We start from the raw sequence: 17,202 nt of genomic DNA on the forward strand, positions 1-17,202 counted from the left end.
TGAAAACGCCGAGGGGCCCGGCCTCCGTATGGACGACGGGGAGTTCGACGACGGGGCCGCAGCTGGGGACGGACAGTTGAAGACCCTGTTCCAGCAGTCCGTGGGCGGGCCGTCTTGGTGGCCTTCGCGGCTTCGTGGATCACGCGGCGCTGCCAGGCGGTGACGGTGGCGGCATCGGCGCCCGGCGCCAGACGCAGCGCGTCCAGCGGTGCCGTCCACGAACTGCGGCCCGTTTCCAGCGCACAGATCACCGAGTACGGCCAGCCAGGAACGGGAATGTGCCGGTCCTTGCCCCCGTCCGTAGGTGTGGCACAGGATCCGCTGCGGTGAGGTGTGCGCGTCGGGCTGAAGCCAGCTGGTGATGTCGGCGGCCAGCACCAGCCCACCGTCCGCCGCCCGCGACAAAGACACCGCGGCCAGGGCCCGCCGCAGCCGGACGACATCGACCCGGCCCGCGGCCAGAGCGTCGTAGAGCCCACCGTGCCCGCAACGGTGCTCGCCCACCAGCGACAGTTCCACCAGCGACCGAACCGTGTCATTTGCACACAAAGTTAGCGGGCGGTCAGTTGAGGCTGTCCGCCCGTGCCGCCGGTCTCGGCCTGCCCGGGGAGGACGAGAACGGGCGCGTAGTCGAACCAGCGTATGTGTGCCTCACTCTGCCCGGCTTCGGCGTTTCCCGTGCCGTACAGGCCGATGTGGACGCCGACGAACCCGCCGGCTCGTTCCGTGCTGAAGAAGGGCCGGTCGATGCTGCCCAGGGTCGTCCAGGTGCGGTCCTTGACGCGGAACGTGTAGCCGCACTCGTCGCTGTCCACCGCGAGGACGACCTCGCTGTCGGCCACGGCGACCGCCGCGAGGCGGGTGTCGGTGCCTGCCTCGCGGGCGGTGAGCACGACGTGAGGGATTCCCGAGGCGTCGACGGTCAGCGCCAGAGTGGCGTGCCGGTCGTGGTTCTGGAAGACGGCCAGCCCTGCTTCCTGGGTCGGTGCGAGGGCGGTGAAGCGGATCCGGGTGCTGGCGCGCAGGCGCAGATGCTGCTGACGGCGGGCGATGAACGCGGGGGTACCTCTGGAGCTGAGGGGCTCGGGGGACAGGCGGATGGTCAGGCCGTCTCGCCCGGGGCGGAGCGACACGAGATCGTCGACCGGTCCGCGCAGACTGTTCCATTCCGGGCCGAGTGCGGTGCCGTCGAAGTCGTCCCGTACTCGGCCGTTTTGATGCGAGCCCCCGGCCACCACCGTGGTCCCGGCGGGCAGCCGTTCCGACAGTCTCACGCGTCCGGTCTCCGGTGCGAAGACGGGGCCCCTGGGGGTCCATTCGACCGGTACGAGGAACACCTCTCGGCCGAGCGTGTGTGTGCCGTCGGTCGGCCGCACACCCAGGGCCACGGCCCACGTTTCCCCGGCGGGGGTGTCGACGAGGTCGACGTGGCCGACGTTGTGTACGGGTTCTGCCGCCCCGCGGTGGCGGTGGGTGAGCAGCGGGCTCCTGGGATCCGCGGAATAGGGGCCGGTGACGGTGTCCGAACGAGCCGCGGTCACGGCGTGATGGTGTTCGGTGCCTCCCTCCGCGGCGATCAAGTAGTACACACCGTCGCGTTTGTACAGGTGCGGCGCTTCGACCCAGGCGCCGCGCATCGCGCCGTGCCACAGGACGTGGGTCGGGCCGGTCAGGGCCAGGGTTTCGAGGTCGAGCTCGCGCATCCACAGTTCACCGGGGCCGGTCACGTCCGGCTGGGCGGCGTCGCGGCAGGCGGTGAACCAGCAGCGGCCGTCGTCGTCGAAGAACAGCGAGGGGTCGATGCCCTCCGCGTCCAGCACGACCGGGTCGGACCAGGGGCCGGCGGGGGCGGAGGCGGTGGAGAGGAACGTGACGCTGCCCTGGCGCCCTTTCGCCAGGGTCGAGACCACGTAGAAGGTGCCCTCGTGATGACGGATGGTGGGAGCCCAGATGCCGTCCGAGACGTCCAGGCCGCTCAGCGACACCTGGGAAGACCGGTGCACCACGTGACCCAGAGGGCTCCAGCGCACCAGGTCGCGGCTGTGGAAGACCGGGATCCCGGGATAGTACGCGAACGATGACGTGACCAGGTAGAAGTCCTCCCCGACCCGACAGATCGACGGGTCCGGATGACTGCCGGCAAGAACGGGATTGGCGAAGGTCGGCACGAGGGCGCACTCCGAGGCAGCGGGGGTGGGAGGGGGATTGGTCGCGGCAGAAGCCTTGACAGATTGTTAACGTTAACATCAGGATCCCGATGTCGAGCACCGGCAGACGCCGGGACGCACCACACGTCGAAGGAGACGTGCAATGAGCGCATCACCCCTGTCCGCCGACCAGTCAGACCGTCTGCGGCGGCGTCCAGGCCCCGGGAAACTGGCCGCCGCCGCACTGGCAGGCGTTCTCGCGGCTGCCTCGCTGGCCGGCTGTTCCTCCGGCGACGACTCGGCATCCGACGGAGGGCCGGTCACGCTCCAGTTCTGGACCTACAGCCTCAAGGGCGGGGATCCGGCGGCGAAGGCCATCGTGGCCAAGTACCACCAGGAACACCCCAACGTCACGATCAAGCTGTCGGAGGTCGGGGGCACCGAGGAGACCGCCTCCAAGCTGCGCGCCGCCCACCAGGCCGACGACACCCCCGACGTCGTGCAACTCGAGTACCGGGCCCTGCCGTCCCTGGTGGTGGCCGGGGCGGTCAAGGACATCACCCAGGACGTCGCGAGCGTCAAGAACAAGATCGACTCGAACATCTGGAACCTGACGACCCTCAACGACAAGGTCTACGGCGTTCCGCAGGACATCGGGCCCATGATGTTCACCTACCGCAAGGACCTCTTCGACAAGTACGGCGTCAAGATCCCCACCACCTGGGCCGAGTACGCCGACGCGGCCGAACAGATCCACAAGAAGGACCCGAACGCCTACATCGCCAGCTTCTCCCCCACTCAGTTCGAGTTCTTCGCAGCCCAGGCAGCCCAGGCCGGCGCCCGATGGTGGAACAACGACGGCAAGAGCTGGACCGTCGGCATCGACAGCGAGCCGTCGCTGAAGACGGCCGACTTCTGGCAGGACCTGGTCGACCGGGGCCTGGTCAAGGTCGAGCCGCTCCTTACTCCGGAGTGGAACGCACAGGTCAACGACGGCAAGATCCTCAGCTGGGCCGCGGCCGCGTGGGCTCCCAGCGTCCTTTACTCCGTCGCTCCCGACACGGCGGGCAAGTGGGCTTCGGCACCGCTGCCGCAGTGGAAGGCCGGGGACGCGTCCGTGTCCTTCCAGGGAGGCTCCACCTACCTGGTACCGGCGAAGTCCAAGCACGCCAAGGAGGCTGCGGACTTCGCGGCCTGGCTGGGCGCCTCCGACGAGGGCTCCAAGCTGCTGCTCGGCCTGGACATCTACCCGAGCGGCAACGCCGGCCGTGCCGCGACCCTCACCCATGAGCCGCCCAAGCTCATGCCGCAGCAGAAGGACTTCTACAAGGTCGCCGACCAGGTCATCAAGAACACCACCATCCCGGTCGTGTGGGGCCCCAACGTCAACGTCGCGCAGAGCAAGTTCACCGACGCACTGAACAAGGCCGCACTCAACAAGACCTCGTTCCGCGACGTGTACCGAGTGACCCAGAAAACGGTCGTCGCCGATCTGAAGAAGTCGGGCTACACCGTCAGTCAGTAACGCGGGCCGAGTCCCGGCCGCCCGCGTAACGCGGCCCATCCAAGAACACCAGGACGCACTATGTCACGCACCGCCGCCTCACCTCCTGCAAATGCCACCGCCCCACCCCCGAGACGCCGCAGGCAGATCCGGACACAGGCCACACCATGGCTGTTCGCGGCTCCGGCCGTCCTCTTCTTCACCATGTTCCTGATCGTCCCGATCGGCTACGCGGTCTACCTCAGCTTCCGCGGGTTTCGCATCCGGGGCGGCGGTGCGTTCGGCCAACGGGTCGAGACCTTCGTCGGACTCGACAACTACCAGGCCGTCTTCACCGATCACGAATACTTCGCCGGGCTCGGCCGGACCCTCCTGTACGGCGTCATCGCCGTCCCCAGTGTTCTGGGCTTGGCGCTGCTGTTCGCGCTGCTCCTGGACACCCCCCGCATCCGTGCCCGCGGCTTCGCCCGTACGGCCATCTTCCTGCCCTACGCCGTGCCCGGCGTCATCGCCAGCCTCCTGTGGGGCTTTCTGTACCTGCCGAGCACCAGCCCGGTGAACTACCTCGCCGGCAAACTCGACGCGGGCCCGCTGGACTTCTTCGGTTTCCCGACGCTGTACTTCTCCCTCGCCAACATCGCTCTGTGGTCCGGCGTCGGCTTCAACATGGTGATCATCTACACCGCGCTGCGGTCCATCTCGCCGTCGGTCTATGAGGCGGCCCGTATCGACGGCGCGAGCGAACTGCAGATCGCCCTCCGCATCAAGATCCCCCTCGTCGCGCCGGCCCTGGTGCTGACCGGCCTGTTCTCCATCATCGGCACCTTGCAGCTGTACAGCGAACCGGCCACGTTGCGGCCGGTGACCACGACCATCTCCTCCACCTGGGTACCTCTGATGAAGATCTACCAAGAGGCCTTCACGAACGACAATCTCGGTGGTGCGGCCGCCGCCTCCGTCGTTCTGGCCTTGGGCATTCTCACCCTCTCGCTGCTCCTGCTTCGTGTCCTCCAGCGCCGCACCTTCGGAGACAACGCATGAGCGCCCCCGCCCAGGAACGCGCCCTCGGGCCGGTCACCCGCTCGCTGCCCCACCCTGATCGCCCAGCCAGGCGGCCCTGGCTGGCGATGATCGTCCTTCTCCTCGGTGCGCTGTACTGCCTCACCCCCGTTGCGTGGGTCGTCATCGCCGCCTCCAAGACCCCCCGCGAACTGTTCACGAGCTTTTCCTTCGCGCCCGGTACCGGCCTGTTCCACAACCTCCACGACCTGAGCACCTACGACGGGGGACAGTTCTGGCGGTGGGCGGCCAACTCCCTGTTGTATGCGGGCGTCGGCGCGGTGGCATCCACCCTGATGTCCTCCATGACCGGGTACGCCCTGGCGAAATTCCGTTTCCGTGGCCGGGAGTTCCTCTTCTCCGCCATCCTCGCCGGCGTACTCGTCCCCGGTATCGTCCTCGCTGTCCCGCAGTACCTGCTCATGGCGCGCCTCGGACTCGCCGGAACGTATTGGTCCGTGCTGTTGCCCGTCATCATCAACCCGTTCGGCATCTTCCTGTGCCGGGTCTACGCCGCTTCTGCGGTTCCCGACAGCACGTTGGAAGCCGCTCGTCTGGACGGCGCCAGCGAGGCGCGGGTCTTTGCCTCCATCGCCCTGCCCATGATGACCCATGGTCTCGTGACGGTGTTCCTGCTGCAGTTCGTCGGCATCTGGAACAACTTCCTGCTGCCGTTCGTCATGCTCTCCGATCAGGACAAATACCCGATCACGCTGGGCCTGTACACGTTTTTGGCCAAGGGGGCAGGAGACACCGACCTGTATCCCCTGATCATCATGGGCTCGGCCGTCTCGGTCCTTCCCCTGATTCTCCTGGTCCTGAGCCTGCAGCGTTTCTGGCGCGCGGATCTCCTGGCCGGCGGTCTGAAGGGGTAACCCCGGTCGACACGGCCGGCCCGCCGTCGATGCCGGCCGGCCGTGTCCCAGTGCCGTGCCCGTCCCCTCCTCCTCAAAGGACATTCCGCCCGATGAAGTTCACCGACGGCCAGTGGCAACTCCGTCCGGGAGTCACCGCCCTGTACGCCGCCGAGGCCTACGACATTCATCCCGGAGATCATGAGATCACGGTCCTCGCGCCCACCGCGGTGATCAGCAGGCGGGGTGACACCCTGAACCGGCCGGCGCTGACGGTGTCCCTGTCGTCTCCCATGGCCGACGTCATCCGGGTGCGGATCGACCATCACGCTCACCGCATCCCCGGCCCGCACGGCTTCCCCCTCCCCGGGGCCGGCGAGGACGTCGGTACGGTGACATCGGACGCCGACCAGTCCATGCTCACCAGCGGCGGGCTCACGGCCAGGGTCACGTCCGGCTCGCCTTGGCAGCTGTCCTTCGAAGCGAACGGGCGCACGCTGACGACCAGCGGTCCCAAGTCGATCGCCTGCTTCACCGCTGACCGCGACGCCCACCTCGACCCGGGGCCCGCCGACCGCACCCGTCACACCACGGCACGGCCTGTCTCCTACCTCGCCCAGCAGCTCAGCCTCGACGTGGGCGAGGCCGTCTACGGACTCGGCGAACGCTTCGGCCCGCTCGTCAAGAACGGCCAGAGCATCGACATCTGGAACGCCGACGGTGGCACGTCCTCGGAACAGGCCTACAAGAGCGTCCCGTTCTACCTCACCAACCGCGGCTACGGCGTCTTCGTCAACGACACGGGACACGTCTCCTACGAGGTCGGCTCCGAAGCAGTCCAGCGGGTCCAGTTCTCTGTCGCCGCTCAACGCCTGGAGTACTTCGTCATCCACGGGCCGACCCCGAAGGACATCCTCACCCGGTACACCGCGCTCACCGGCCGCCCGGCCCAGGTTCCCGCCTGGTCCTACGGAGTGTGGCTGTCCACGTCCTTCACCACCGACTACGACGAGGCCACCGTCACCTCCTTCATCGACGGCATGGCCGAGCGCGACCTGCCGCTGTCGGTCTTCCACTTCGACTGCTTCTGGATGAGGGCATTCCACTGGTGCGACTTCCGGTGGGATGCGCGTGTCTTCCCCGACCCCGCAGGCATGCTTGCCCGTCTGCACCGGAAGAACCTGCACACCTGCGTATGGATCAACCCCTATATCGCGCAGCGCTCCGAACTGTTCGACGAGGCCGCCGCCCGGGGCTTCCTCCTCAAGCGGGAGGACGGATCCGTATGGCAGTGGGACATGTGGCAGGCGGGCATGGCCCTGGTCGACTTCACGCATCCCGAAGCGACGGAGTGGTTCAAGTCCAAACTCCGCGTCCTGCTGGACCAGGGGGTCGACGCCTTCAAGACCGACTTCGGTGAGCGGATCCCCCTCGATGTCGCCTACTTCGACGGTTCTGCACCCGAACGCATGCACAACTACTACACGCACCTCTACAACAAGGCCGTCTTCGAAGTCCTGGAAGAACAGCGTGGCCGCGGCGACGCCGTGCTGTTCGCACGCTCCGCGACCGCCGGCGGCCAGCAGTTTCCCGTGCACTGGGGCGGTGACTCGGCATCAACCCTCGGCTCCATGGCGGACACACTGCGTGGAGGCCTGTCACTGGCGTACTCGGGGTTCGCCTTCTGGAGCCACGACATCGGCGGCTTCGAAGGCACTCCCGATCCCGGAGTCTTCAAGCGCTGGACCGCGTTCGGCCTGCTGTCCTCCCACTCACGGCTGCACGGCTCCTCCTCCTACCGGGTGCCCTGGGCCTTCGACGACGAAGCCGTTGAGGTGATGCGCCGCTTCACCCACCTCAAGCTGCGCCTGATGCCGTATCTGTACCAGGCTGGCATCACCGCGCACGAGCGCGGCATCCCGGTGATGCGGCCCATGGCCATGGAGTTTCCCGACGACCCCGCCACCACATATCTCGACACCCAGTACATGCTCGGTGACTCCCTGCTCGTCGCGCCCGTCTTCAAGCCCGACGGCACCGTCGACCTCTACCTGCCCGGCGGCACCTGGACCAACTACTTCACCGGCGAGCGTGTCCGAGGCGGAGGATGGCGCAGGGAAGTGCACGACTACACCTCGCTGCCGCTGTACGTGCGCGAAGGCGCCGTCCTACCGGTCGGATCCCGGCACGACCGCCCTGACTACGACTACCTCGACGGCCTCACCCTGCGCGTCTATCCGGGCCCGGACAGCACCACGAACGTCACGGTCACCAGCCCGATCAGCGGCACCTCAGCCCTGTTCACCACGATTCGCGCCGAGGGGCACATCCGTGTCACCTCGACACGCGCGGACGGCTGGACCCACCAACTCGTCTGATCCACTCACCAACTCGCCTGTTCCATCGGAACCCGCCCGGTCAGAACGACGTCAGAAAGACACGAGCATGCCGACATCCCGGAACGAACCCACCCAGTACCTGGCGTTCCCCTCGGACTTCCTCATCGGCTCCGCAACCGCCGCCTACCAGGTCGAAGGCGCCGCCACCGAGGACGGACGCGGTCCTAGCATCTGGGACACCTACTCCCACACCCCGGGCAGGACATGGAACGGGGACACCGGCGACATCGCCGCCGACCACTACCACCGCCTTGAGGACGACCTCGATCTCATGGAGTCCCTAGGCCTGCGGGCCTACCGGTTCTCCATCTCCTGGCCGCGCATCCAGCCCACCGGCCGCGGCCCGGCCAACCTCAAGGGACTGGATTTCTACAGCCGCCTGGTCGACGGCCTTCTCGACCGGGGCATCACCCCCGTCGCCACTCTCTACCACTGGGACCTGCCCCAAGCCCTGGAAGACACCGGCGGCTGGACGAACCGCGACACCGCCTTCGCCTTCGCCGACTATGCCCGCATCGTCGGCGCCGCTCTCGGCGATCGCGTCGAGGTCTGGACCACATTGAACGAACCGTGGTGCTCCGCCTACCTCGGCTACGGAGCCGGAGCCCACGCCCCCGGCCGCGCCGACGGAGCTGCGGCACTGACCGCGGTCCACCACCTCAACCTCGCTCACGGTCTGGCCGTCCAACAACTCAGGGCGGTCACCACCAACACCCCGCAGTACTCCATCACCCTGAACTTCCACGTGCTCAGAGGCGAGGGCGACGGCGCCGACGAGGCCGTGCGCCGCATCGACGCGCTGGCCAACCGCTCCTTCACCGAGCCCCTGCTGCGCGGTCACTACCCGGAGGACCTCCTCAGGGACACCGCCGCGGTCACCGACTGGGCGTTCGTCCAGGACGGCGACCTCACCCACATCCACCAGCCTCTGGACCTGCTCGGCGTCAACTACTACGCCACCACCACCGTCCGCCTGTGGGATGGCCTGAACTCGCGTCAGAACAATGACGGGCACAAGGACATGGGAGGTTCCCCCTGGCCCGGCTCGCCCCACGTCGAGTTCGTCGCGCAGGAGGGCCCGCACACCGCCATGGGCTGGAACATCGACCCCAAGGGCCTTGAGGAACTCCTCCTGGACCTGCACACCCGGTTCCCGAACCAGCCCCTGGCCATCACCGAGAACGGAGCGGCCTTCGAGGACCACCTCTCCGTCCGCGCCGACGGCACCCACGCCGTGCACGACGCCGAGCGCATCGACTACCTCCGTCGCCACCTCGTCTCCGCCCACCGGGCGCTCGCCGCCGGCGTCGATCTGCGCGGTTACTTCGTATGGTCGCTGATGGACAACTTCGAATGGGGCTACGGATACTCCAAGCGTTTCGGCATCGTCCACGTCGACTACGAGAACCAGCGCCGTACACCGAAGGACAGCGCCTTGTGGTACCGGGAGCTGGCAGTGACAGGCACCATCCCACCGCCGACCAGCTGAAGGGCCGGCGGCGGAGGAGCTGGGAAACGGGTGGGAGATATCGGGAGTAAGACCGACCGGCAAATGGGGTGTGGGAGAAGGTCGCTGGGATCTGCGGTCCCGGCACCGGGTGTGCCGGGACCGTCGTGCGCGGGAGGTGGGGGGTTAGTCGAGGGGGCCGAACATGACGGCGCCGGGCATCTGCGGGTCGTTGCTGCTGTAGACGTCGCGGGCGGCGCGGGCGAACTTTTCGACGCTGACGAAGCCGTCACCGTTACGGTCGATGCGGGCGAACGTCTCGGCGCTGAGCTGCCCGTTCACGCCGAAGTCGATCCGCTCGATCTGGAGCGGCGTGAGCCGGCCGTCGCCTTCCGCGTCGGCGGCGGCGAAAGTGACCTCGGACACCTTGACCATCTCGTCGACGTACTCGGGGTCGTTTTCCAGCCCCGTTCGATGGCGGCGACGAACTCCTCGTGGGTGATCTTCCCGTTGCCGTTGGCGGTCGGCGGTCGGCGGTCGGCGGTCGGCGGTCGGCGGTCGGCGGCCTTGCGGATCGCCTCCCACCACTCGTCGAAGGTAGCGTCGATCTCGGCGGCGAGCTATGCGTCCATGGAGGGTCGCAGGGCGCGCATGCGCTGGGCCATGATCTGGAAGTCGTCTTTGCTGATGGCGCCGTCCCGAGTGACGTCGAGGGTGTCGAAGACCCGGTCCATGTTGGTCCGTTGGACAGTTGGACAGTTCCGAACATTGCTCCTCTTTCGGTTACTGGTGGGAATCCGGGATGCCGGATTGCTGGATCCGCCCGGCTGGTGTCGTCTTCCTGAGCATGCTGCTTCAGGGGCGGGGCCAGGCCGGGCCGGTTTTGGGGAGCAGACCGGCGTCTCCGGGCTGCCTGGGGGAATGGCCGCTCTGGTTCAGGCGGCCCGGCGTAGCGCGGTCATGGTGAGACGGTCGGGTGACAGGGCTGCTCCGGCCACCTCGCGCGGCGCGCGCCGGGAGACGGGAGCAAGACGCCAGTGCCGCGTGATGGTCGCCACGGTGGTGGTGAGTTCGGTGAGGGCGAAGTGGTCGCCCAGGCATTTGTACGGTGCGGGTGCCGATTATTGCGTCCGGGGGACCTCGCCCCGGTCCTCGTCTTCCTCGCGAGCGACGCCTCGCACTTCATCACCGGCCAGCTGCTGCCCGTCGACGGCGGACTCACCTCGGTGCGCTGACCCGGGGCCGGTGCCGTGCCCACGGAAAGGGCGCCTTACGGAGAGCCGCACCCTGCGGAAGACGCAGCGATTCAGATATCGCCATCACCAAACGGTCTGGCCCAGGTGACCGCCGACGACCCGCGTCCCGCGCGCAGCATCCCCTCTCCCTTCGATTCGCGGGTGGCTCCAATGGTCGCCGAGGCGTCGTAGCCGCCGCCCTGGCCCGTGGACGTGGCCCGGGTGTGAACCCGCCTCAGCGTGGCCGATCCGCCCTGGCAGCCCTGCCTGGCCGACCTCGGCGGCCCGGACGGCAAGCGGCTTCAGCGAGTGAACAGGAGTGCTTGAAGGAGCGCCGACTCGGTGCGATCACTGACGGCTGCCAGCCGATTCAGCCGCGGCCGGCCGCGATGCTGCGGACGATCACCGGGATGCGGACTTCGGCCAGTCCGACGGTCAGCGCAGCGGCTCGGTCAGTTCACGCAACGCGCAGCCGACGACCGCGTCTTCGAAACTCATCTTCGGCTCCGCCGCCTGTCGAAGCCCGTCTCATGCGAACCGTCGGCCCACGTAGACATCCCTCCAGGATCGCGTTGCCGCGCCGGGACGCACCGCCGACAAAGAACCGGCCGTCGACCCAAGGTCCGGCCGACAGCGGTGATTGTCCGCCCGCGGTTCGTCCCCTGGCGGCCCGAGCAGCAGCCAGAAATCCGCCGAACCCACCGCCTCGCTGGTTTGACCTTGTATCAGGAGCCTCTTATGCCCCGTGGTCGAACTGCGTGTTTCAGAGCCGTTGGTGGACCTGCGGACGATGGCCGGCCGTTCGGTCGCCCCGAGCCCCAGCCTCAGGAGTTGCCGCGGGCCAAACCGACCAGCAGAGAGCCAAGCTTTCTCCTGATGGAGGGCGCAGTGCCGGCCTGTGCGGCGCGACCTGAACTGGGTCAGCAGCGTGACCCTGCTGGTGTCCGGTGTTTCGGTGCCCGAGCCGGCGAGGGCCTTGAGCGTGTTGTAGATGCCGGTTCGATCGGCAGGGCCCGTAGTGCACCGCCCAGCCCGCCAGGGTCAGGGGCGTGTCGGGGCCAGCGTCCGTGACGGAGGGGGTCTATGCGGATCAACCTGCGGTGCCCGTGGACGTCGCCGAGCTTGGCGAGCAGACTTCGCCGCCTTGGCGGCCAGGCACTCGTGGAGGTTTTGCTCGGCGTCGTCGAACTGTGCAGCGGCATCCTGCAAGGTTCGGCACCGGCGCCGCTCACGCGGGCGGCGGTCTGCAGGTAGTAGACCCAGCCGGGGACAGGACGCCCGTTGAGCCCGGAAGACCGCGGCCTCGACTGTGCCGAGGCGGGCTGCTCGGCACGATCCAACCCGTCCTCGATCACGACCTGCTGCGCGCCCAGATGCGCCCTGCACATGGCGTACTCACGGTCCATCCGCACCACGTCACCGTATCGAGGTACGACACGTTGGGGGTGGCGCTCATGACCCTGCCGACCGCTGCCGGCGCCACGGCCGCGGGGGGAGAGACACCGCCGCAAACGAGGCGTCCCATCAGTTCGGCGCAGTACGGCCGGGCGTCCCCGCTCGCGGTAGGTCGGGGAGAGGCCCACGGGGCGCGCATGGCGCGGGGTGCGGGGGCTTACGGGTGGTACTTCTCCTCGACCGTCTCGGCACTGCCGGACTTGGAGTTCATGCTGACGCGGACGGTCACGCTGTCGGTCTTCGCAGCCGTCTCCAGTTGGTCCACGGTGCACTTCGAGGTGCCGTAGCCGTCGTCGCCGATGGTCACACGGCCGTCGGTGTCGGAGCAGATCGTGGCCGCGCCGAGGATCTGCGTGGCGTTGGAGACCAAGAATGCCTGGTCGGTGCCGCCGTCCTGGGGCTTGACGAGCAGCTTGCCGGGCGCGAGGTACTCCAGCGTGCCGACGATCGTGCGGTGGTCACCCGGGTTGGCGACGCCGCTCCCGGCGGAGGCGGACACCGGCGGGCAGTAGCCGGTCTGCTCGCCGATGGTGTTGATTTCGGCGTTGGACTTCGGGTCTCCCGCGTAGTCGATCTGGTCGGTGCAGCGCACCCCAGGCTTCTTGGGAGTGCCCGACGGCGTGGCGTGGGCGGAGCCTTGGCTGCTCGTGGCCGTGGGTTGGGTGATGGGCTGTGCGGAACTCGTGGGTTGGGTGGTGGGCTGTGTGGAACTCGTGGGGACGGACGAACTGGTGGAGGATTCGGCGGCGGAGGTCTCGTCGTTGGGTCCGCACGCGGTCAGTGCCAGCCCCGCGGCGATGAGCACGGCAGTCGACAAGCCCCAACGGGTTGTCCTGGTACGCATGGTGTCCCTCTTTCGCTTTCGACGGTGTCGCCCCGGTGGCGATAAGCCCGACCCCGCCCCCGGACGCAAGCAACCACCGGCGGCAGCAACGACTCTGACAGGGACAACAGCCCACGTCAGCGCCTGTTACAACCCCGTGGCGCAACGCCAAACACGTCACGACAATCGACATCGGAGCATTGTCGACACTCGCGAATTCCGTTGGGTGCGGCTCTTCTTGAGGAAAGGGCTGAGCTGGCAGAACGCTGATCGAGGTTGTGTGCGGGGCTGTTCGTCTCTGCCGTGACGGTGAGGAGGGCGGATGGGCTCGTTGTTCGAGGAGTTGGAGGCCCGGGAGGTGGCCGCCCAGGTTCGGGGTGGAGGGTCTGGATGCTCCCTCGGGAACCCTTTGAGGCCCCGCAAGGCCCGTGCGATGATCCGTTGGATGGCTGGAAGGGCGGCAGAGGGGGAGAGGGGGAATGCTGCCGTTGCGGTGGGTGTCCCGCGCGGTCACCTCTGGATGAGGAGGCGCCGGGGCTTTTCACCCCGGCCCGCCGCCGCACGGGGGCGGAATCGGTGAACTCGCAGTAGAGGCAGGGCTCTTCTCCCTGGATTCGAAGGTGCCAACTGGTACGAATCCGCAAGAGAAGAGCCCGGATGAAACCGTACGACACCAGCGTGACGTCTGACCTGCTTGCCTGCTCGATCGGGTGCTTTGAATCGCTGACAGCCCTCCTGTCGGGCGAGGCGGCGGCGGGATGGACCCACGACGAACTGGAGGAGCACCTCGAGGAGCGGGGCGTGAGCTGCTGCGGCAGCTGATGCAGGATCACCTGGACCTGCGGGCGGTGCGTGAGGAGGGGCAAGCCCGCCGCACCAGGGCGAAGGCGGCGCTGCGGAACGGCTCAACACCAAGTGAAAGTCCAGGACTTACACAAAGTTCCGTACACGCCACGCCCATCCCTATTAGTGCTCGATGTGAAAACGGCTTTGGGAGATGACGGATTGCCGGAGCCGGTTGGTGAAGTCCGTGCTTCGGGCAATCCTGTCGACGCCTCCGGCCTTGTTGTTGCGTAGCGCGGACTTGAAGTTCTGGTCGAGCACCCCGACCAGTCGGTCCATGAGCTCGGTGTCGAGGTGGACGAGGTCGATGTTGAGCAGGTCGCGGTGGGTCGGCTGACGCAGCCGGGTGAGTGCGTAGGCTGACATCCCTGCCAGGGGATAAAGCCAGTTCTCGATGGTTTCTCCGAGGAGCGGTCGGTCCTCAGCGTATTGGTTCAGGTGACGGCGGAGTTCTGTGTGGACGTCGAGACAGAGACGGTAGAGATCCAGGTCCACGCGAGGCGCGAAGATCTGCTGGTAGTGCTTGTCGTCGAGGAGCAGGGCCTCCGAGTGCCTGAGTGCGGTGTGCGGTTCGCGGAGGGCAAAGGCGGTGAACTCACGAGCCAGTCGGCTCATGGATACCACTTGCTCGAGCGGGAACCCGAGGTTGCGGTAGTAGCTGGCCCGGCGCTCGTAGTAGTAGCCACCTCCGTGCGTGAGGCTTTCCTCGATGTCCTTCTGGATGGATTCCGTTGCTCTGAGGGCTCCAGCGGGAAGCTGGGTTTGGCTGTTGGTGGCGCGGATGATCCTGTCCCGTGCGGTGCCGGACTCGGGTGCGACGACGATCTTGACCAGGAGTGACCGGTCACGGTGCTGTCCACCGGCTTGGAAGTAGCTGTAGACCTCGTGACTGGTCTGGAGCCCGTTGACGATCTGCGGGTCTTTGATGACGATCTTCTTGCCTGCGATCTGTGCGGCGTCGGCGACAACTGTGACGCCGTTGTTGAACCACCAGAAGTCCTCGCCGGTTCCCGACTTCAGAGTCTCACTGATTGCATTGTTGACCGAGGTGGAACCGGCGTAGTCGCGCACATTCGACTCGAACAGCTCCAGTCGGAGCGCTTGATTCTCGGAGGTGATGAACTTGTAGTACTCGTCCAGCCTGGCCAGGCACACATAGCCTTCCCCGAGCGACGTGCTCATGGGTGTTTCGGAGAAAACGAGCTGCGCGACCGCCTTGGCGCCCCGAGCGGTTCGCTCCCGCAGGTCGGCTGCGTTGAGGTACTCGATCGTTGCCTCGGTGTCCGACGTGATCTTCGCGAGTTCCCGGCGGAGCCGGTCTCCTTTGGCCTTGACGTTGGGGTGCGGCCCCTCAGCGGCCTTGCTGGCATAGATGACTTTGACGCGAACCTGCGGGAACGATGACGCCAGGTCTTCGAGGACACGTAGGAACCGTCGTGTGCGCTCAAGAAGCTTGGCATTGGTGTGGGCGGCCAGTTCGTCCTCGTCGCGGCTCATGTCGAGCAGCGTGGGCAGATGGAAATGCAGCTTCTCGAAGACTGTTTCCTGATAACCGGGTGAAGTCTTTGCCTGGAGCAGCACCAGCTCAATCATGCCGGCGCGTGACGTCAGGTACTGGTGGGCGTCTGCCGTGATGTAGCGGCCGTCGACGAAGGACCAGATCCCGTCGATTCCGCAGTCGTGCGCACCATCGACGATGCCGTCGAGGATCTCGTCGTTGTCGAGATCCCAGTCCTGCAGCGCTTTGTCGGCCGCGAAGAAGGTGAAGAAGTCGTCTCGTCCCTTCTGCGGTGCCAGCCGCAAGTGTTGATCGTCCAGGATGCGGTCCAGAAGCCGTTGATCGTTGTTCTGTGCGGACGTCATACAACCCCCCAGAGGTATGCGAACGAGACAAGATGTTCGCAGGACCTTGTGGGAGGGGAAAGCCCCTGACAAGGACTGGCTCGGGTGGCAAAGTCGTGCGTGCTGGTGGCGAGGGTACGGTCCAGCCCTTCCGTGGGTGTGCGTTACCGCACCATCGCTTCGATCGAAGGTGAGGTTCCCCCGGTGGGCGGGAGATGCTGATCAGCTGGTCAGTGCGGGTTGACGGGGTTTCAGGTTCGTTCGTTCGGCTGTTGCCTGGCCGGCGTAGTGCTTCTCCTCGAACTCGATCGGGCTGAGGTAGCCGAGCCGTTTCTGGATGCGCCGGGAGTTATAGAACCCATCGATGTACTCGAACAGCGCCAGGTTCGCCTCGGCCCGGGTGGCGAAGACGCGGCCGCGGATGCACTCCGTCTTGGTGATCATCCACAGGTTCTCCGCGAGGGCGTTATCGTACGAGTCTCCGACCGAGCCCATGGACGCCTGAACTCCCGCTCGCAGCAGGCGTGTTGTGAGCTTGATCGACGTATATTGACAGCCGTGATCCGCGTGATGAATGAGCTGTCCGGGCTCGACCTCGCGGGAAGCGAGGGCGTACTCAAGCGTGGACAGCACCAGGTCGGCGTCCGCACGAGCGGAGGTCTCCCAGGCCACCACCCGGCGGGAGAACGCGTCCCGGATCGCGGACAACCACAACGGGCCCTCGCCGGTCGCGATCATCGTCAGATCGGTGACCCACAGCCGGTTCGGCGCACTCGCGGTGAAGTCGCGCTGGACCAGGTCCGGGGCCAGGGTGGCCTTGGGGTCCCGGCGCGTGAAGCCCTTGCGACGCGGGCTGATCCCCGCGATGTCGGCCTCGCGCATCAGACGCTCGACCCGCTTGCGGCCCACATGGACGCCCTCGCGCTTGAGCACAGCATGCACGCGCGGCGAGCCGTAGATCCCGCCCGAGTCGGCGTGGATCTCCTTGATCTGCTCGGTGAGTTCCGCGTCCCGGCGCACGCGTTCGCACGGCTCGCGCTCGGCACGGCGCCAGCGGTAGTACGTCGAGGAAGGGACGGGCAGTTCCCGCAGGACGGGCTCGACCCCCAGGTGCGGGTGCTCCTCGAGGAGCGCCGTCACCTGGGCCGGGTCGGGTCGAGCTGGGCCGCGAAAAAAGCCGAGGCCGTCCGCAGGACCTCGTTCGCCCGCTTGAGCTGGGTGTTCTCCTTGCGCAGAGCCGCGAGCTCGGCCCGTTCGTCGGTGGTCAGCCGGTCATCGCGCTCGCCGGCATCGGCCTCGGCCTGGCGGATCCAGCCGCGCAGGGCCTCGGGATGCACGCCGAGATCGATGGCGAGCTTCTTGATCTGTGGCTTCGGCTCGGTGGTGCGGTACATCCGAACCGCACGCTCACGCAACTCAAGCGAGTACTTTCTGGGGGCAGCCATGGTCGATGTTCCTCTCATGAGTCCCATCTGACCCGCTGTCAACTGTCCCCGCATCTCGGGGGAACCTCAAGGCGGTACGTACGATGACCGTTGTCCTAGCGGAGGTTGGTGGACACACCCGAGGCGTGACAACCATTCACCGAGTACTT

At 66.9% G+C, this 17,202-nt stretch carries 13 protein-coding genes and 1 pseudogene; 7 read left to right on the top strand and 7 right to left on the bottom strand.

Annotated features, from left to right (window positions below):
* Positions 1–143: 143 nt before the first annotated feature.
* Positions 144–549: pseudogene (locus ACFY16_RS26610) on the bottom strand (transposase); the annotation flags it as partial.
* Between the two features lie 2 nt (positions 550–551).
* Positions 552–2,168 carry a glycoside hydrolase family 43 protein gene (locus ACFY16_RS26615; protein ID WP_390649700.1) on the bottom strand — a complete coding sequence of 539 codons (1,617 nt, stop codon included), beginning with the start codon at positions 2,166–2,168 and terminating at the stop codon, positions 552–554.
* A gap of 142 nt (positions 2,169–2,310) precedes the next feature.
* Here ACFY16_RS26615 and ACFY16_RS26620 point away from each other — a divergent pair, with 142 nt between their 5' ends.
* From ACFY16_RS26620 to ACFY16_RS26640, 5 genes are all read left to right on the top strand, one after another.
* Positions 2,311–3,672, top strand: a complete 1,362-nt coding sequence (locus ACFY16_RS26620; protein ID WP_390649701.1) for an ABC transporter substrate-binding protein — start codon at positions 2,311–2,313, stop codon at positions 3,670–3,672.
* Positions 3,673–3,732: 60 nt separating this feature from the next.
* Positions 3,733–4,692 (top strand): carbohydrate ABC transporter permease, encoded by a 960-nt coding sequence (locus ACFY16_RS26625; RefSeq protein WP_390649702.1) that lies wholly within the window; start codon positions 3,733–3,735, stop codon positions 4,690–4,692.
* Positions 4,689–5,585: a carbohydrate ABC transporter permease gene (locus ACFY16_RS26630; protein ID WP_390649703.1), complete on the top strand. Its 897-nt coding sequence runs from the start codon at positions 4,689–4,691 to the stop codon at positions 5,583–5,585. The genes ACFY16_RS26625 and ACFY16_RS26630 overlap by 4 nt, the downstream gene beginning before the upstream one ends.
* Positions 5,586–5,677: 92 nt before the next feature.
* The gene (gene yicI / locus ACFY16_RS26635; RefSeq protein ID WP_390649704.1) at positions 5,678–7,942 is read left to right on the top strand and encodes an alpha-xylosidase; all 2,265 of its coding nucleotides are present in this window, start codon (positions 5,678–5,680) and stop codon (positions 7,940–7,942) included.
* Between the two features lie 67 nt (positions 7,943–8,009).
* Positions 8,010–9,452, top strand: coding sequence for a GH1 family beta-glucosidase (locus ACFY16_RS26640; RefSeq protein WP_390649705.1), 1,443 nt, complete (start codon positions 8,010–8,012; stop codon positions 9,450–9,452).
* A 144-nt stretch (positions 9,453–9,596) separates the two neighbouring features.
* On the opposite strand, the gene ACFY16_RS26645 is transcribed toward ACFY16_RS26640, so the two are convergent.
* A complete protein-coding gene (locus ACFY16_RS26645; RefSeq protein WP_390649706.1) occupies positions 9,597–9,845 on the bottom strand; it encodes a hypothetical protein in 249 nt (82 codons plus the stop codon).
* Between the two features lie 689 nt (positions 9,846–10,534).
* Here ACFY16_RS26645 and ACFY16_RS26650 point away from each other — a divergent pair.
* Entirely contained in the window at positions 10,535–10,645 is a 111-nt protein-coding gene (locus ACFY16_RS26650; RefSeq protein WP_390649707.1) for an SDR family oxidoreductase, read from the top strand.
* A gap of 1,612 nt (positions 10,646–12,257) precedes the next feature.
* Here ACFY16_RS26650 and ACFY16_RS26655 read toward each other — a convergent pair.
* On the bottom strand, positions 12,258–12,944 hold the full coding sequence (locus ACFY16_RS26655) for a hypothetical protein (RefSeq protein ID WP_390649708.1): 687 nt from the start codon (positions 12,942–12,944) through the stop codon (positions 12,258–12,260).
* A gap of 636 nt (positions 12,945–13,580) precedes the next feature.
* Here ACFY16_RS26655 and ACFY16_RS26660 point away from each other — a divergent pair.
* Positions 13,581–13,745 (top strand): hypothetical protein, encoded by a 165-nt coding sequence (locus ACFY16_RS26660; protein WP_390649709.1) that lies wholly within the window; start codon positions 13,581–13,583, stop codon positions 13,743–13,745.
* Between the two features lie 144 nt (positions 13,746–13,889).
* Here the strand turns inward: ACFY16_RS26660 and ACFY16_RS26665 are convergent, their stop codons facing one another.
* The 3 genes from ACFY16_RS26665 to ACFY16_RS26675 all read right to left on the bottom strand — a co-directional run bounded on the left by ACFY16_RS26665 (position 13,890) and on the right by ACFY16_RS26675 (position 17,053).
* On the bottom strand, positions 13,890–15,629 hold the full coding sequence (locus ACFY16_RS26665) for an AIPR family protein (protein ID WP_390649710.1): 1,740 nt from the start codon (positions 15,627–15,629) through the stop codon (positions 13,890–13,892).
* Positions 15,630–15,830: 201 nt separating this feature from the next.
* A complete protein-coding gene (locus ACFY16_RS26670) occupies positions 15,831–16,748 on the bottom strand; it encodes an IS3 family transposase (RefSeq protein WP_390649711.1) in 918 nt (305 codons plus the stop codon).
* Positions 16,745–17,053: a transposase gene (locus ACFY16_RS26675; protein WP_390649712.1), complete on the bottom strand. Its 309-nt coding sequence runs from the start codon at positions 17,051–17,053 to the stop codon at positions 16,745–16,747. The genes ACFY16_RS26670 and ACFY16_RS26675 overlap by 4 nt, the downstream gene beginning before the upstream one ends.
* Positions 17,054–17,202 lie beyond the last annotated feature (149 nt).

Source organism: Streptomyces sp. NPDC001315 (genome assembly GCF_042896175.1).
Classification (GTDB): domain Bacteria; phylum Actinomycetota; class Actinomycetes; order Streptomycetales; family Streptomycetaceae; genus Streptomyces.

Coding starts and splice junctions, on each gene's coding strand:
- ACFY16_RS26620 (WP_390649701.1), top strand. CDS start 2,311: ATGAGCGCATCACCCCTGTCCGCCGACCAGTCAGACCGTCTGCGGCGG.
- ACFY16_RS26625 (WP_390649702.1), top strand. CDS start 3,733: ATGTCACGCACCGCCGCCTCACCTCCTGCAAATGCCACCGCCCCACCC.
- ACFY16_RS26630 (WP_390649703.1), top strand. CDS start 4,689: ATGAGCGCCCCCGCCCAGGAACGCGCCCTCGGGCCGGTCACCCGCTCG.
- yicI (WP_390649704.1), top strand. CDS start 5,678: ATGAAGTTCACCGACGGCCAGTGGCAACTCCGTCCGGGAGTCACCGCC.
- ACFY16_RS26640 (WP_390649705.1), top strand. CDS start 8,010: ATGCCGACATCCCGGAACGAACCCACCCAGTACCTGGCGTTCCCCTCG.
- ACFY16_RS26645 (WP_390649706.1), bottom strand. CDS start 9,845: ATGGTCAAGGTGTCCGAGGTCACTTTCGCCGCCGCCGACGCGGAAGGC.
- ACFY16_RS26655 (WP_390649708.1), bottom strand. CDS start 12,944: ATGCGTACCAGGACAACCCGTTGGGGCTTGTCGACTGCCGTGCTCATC.
- ACFY16_RS26660 (WP_390649709.1), top strand. CDS start 13,581: ATGAAACCGTACGACACCAGCGTGACGTCTGACCTGCTTGCCTGCTCG.
- ACFY16_RS26665 (WP_390649710.1), bottom strand. CDS start 15,629: ATGACGTCCGCACAGAACAACGATCAACGGCTTCTGGACCGCATCCTG.
- ACFY16_RS26675 (WP_390649712.1), bottom strand. CDS start 17,053: ATGGCTGCCCCCAGAAAGTACTCGCTTGAGTTGCGTGAGCGTGCGGTT.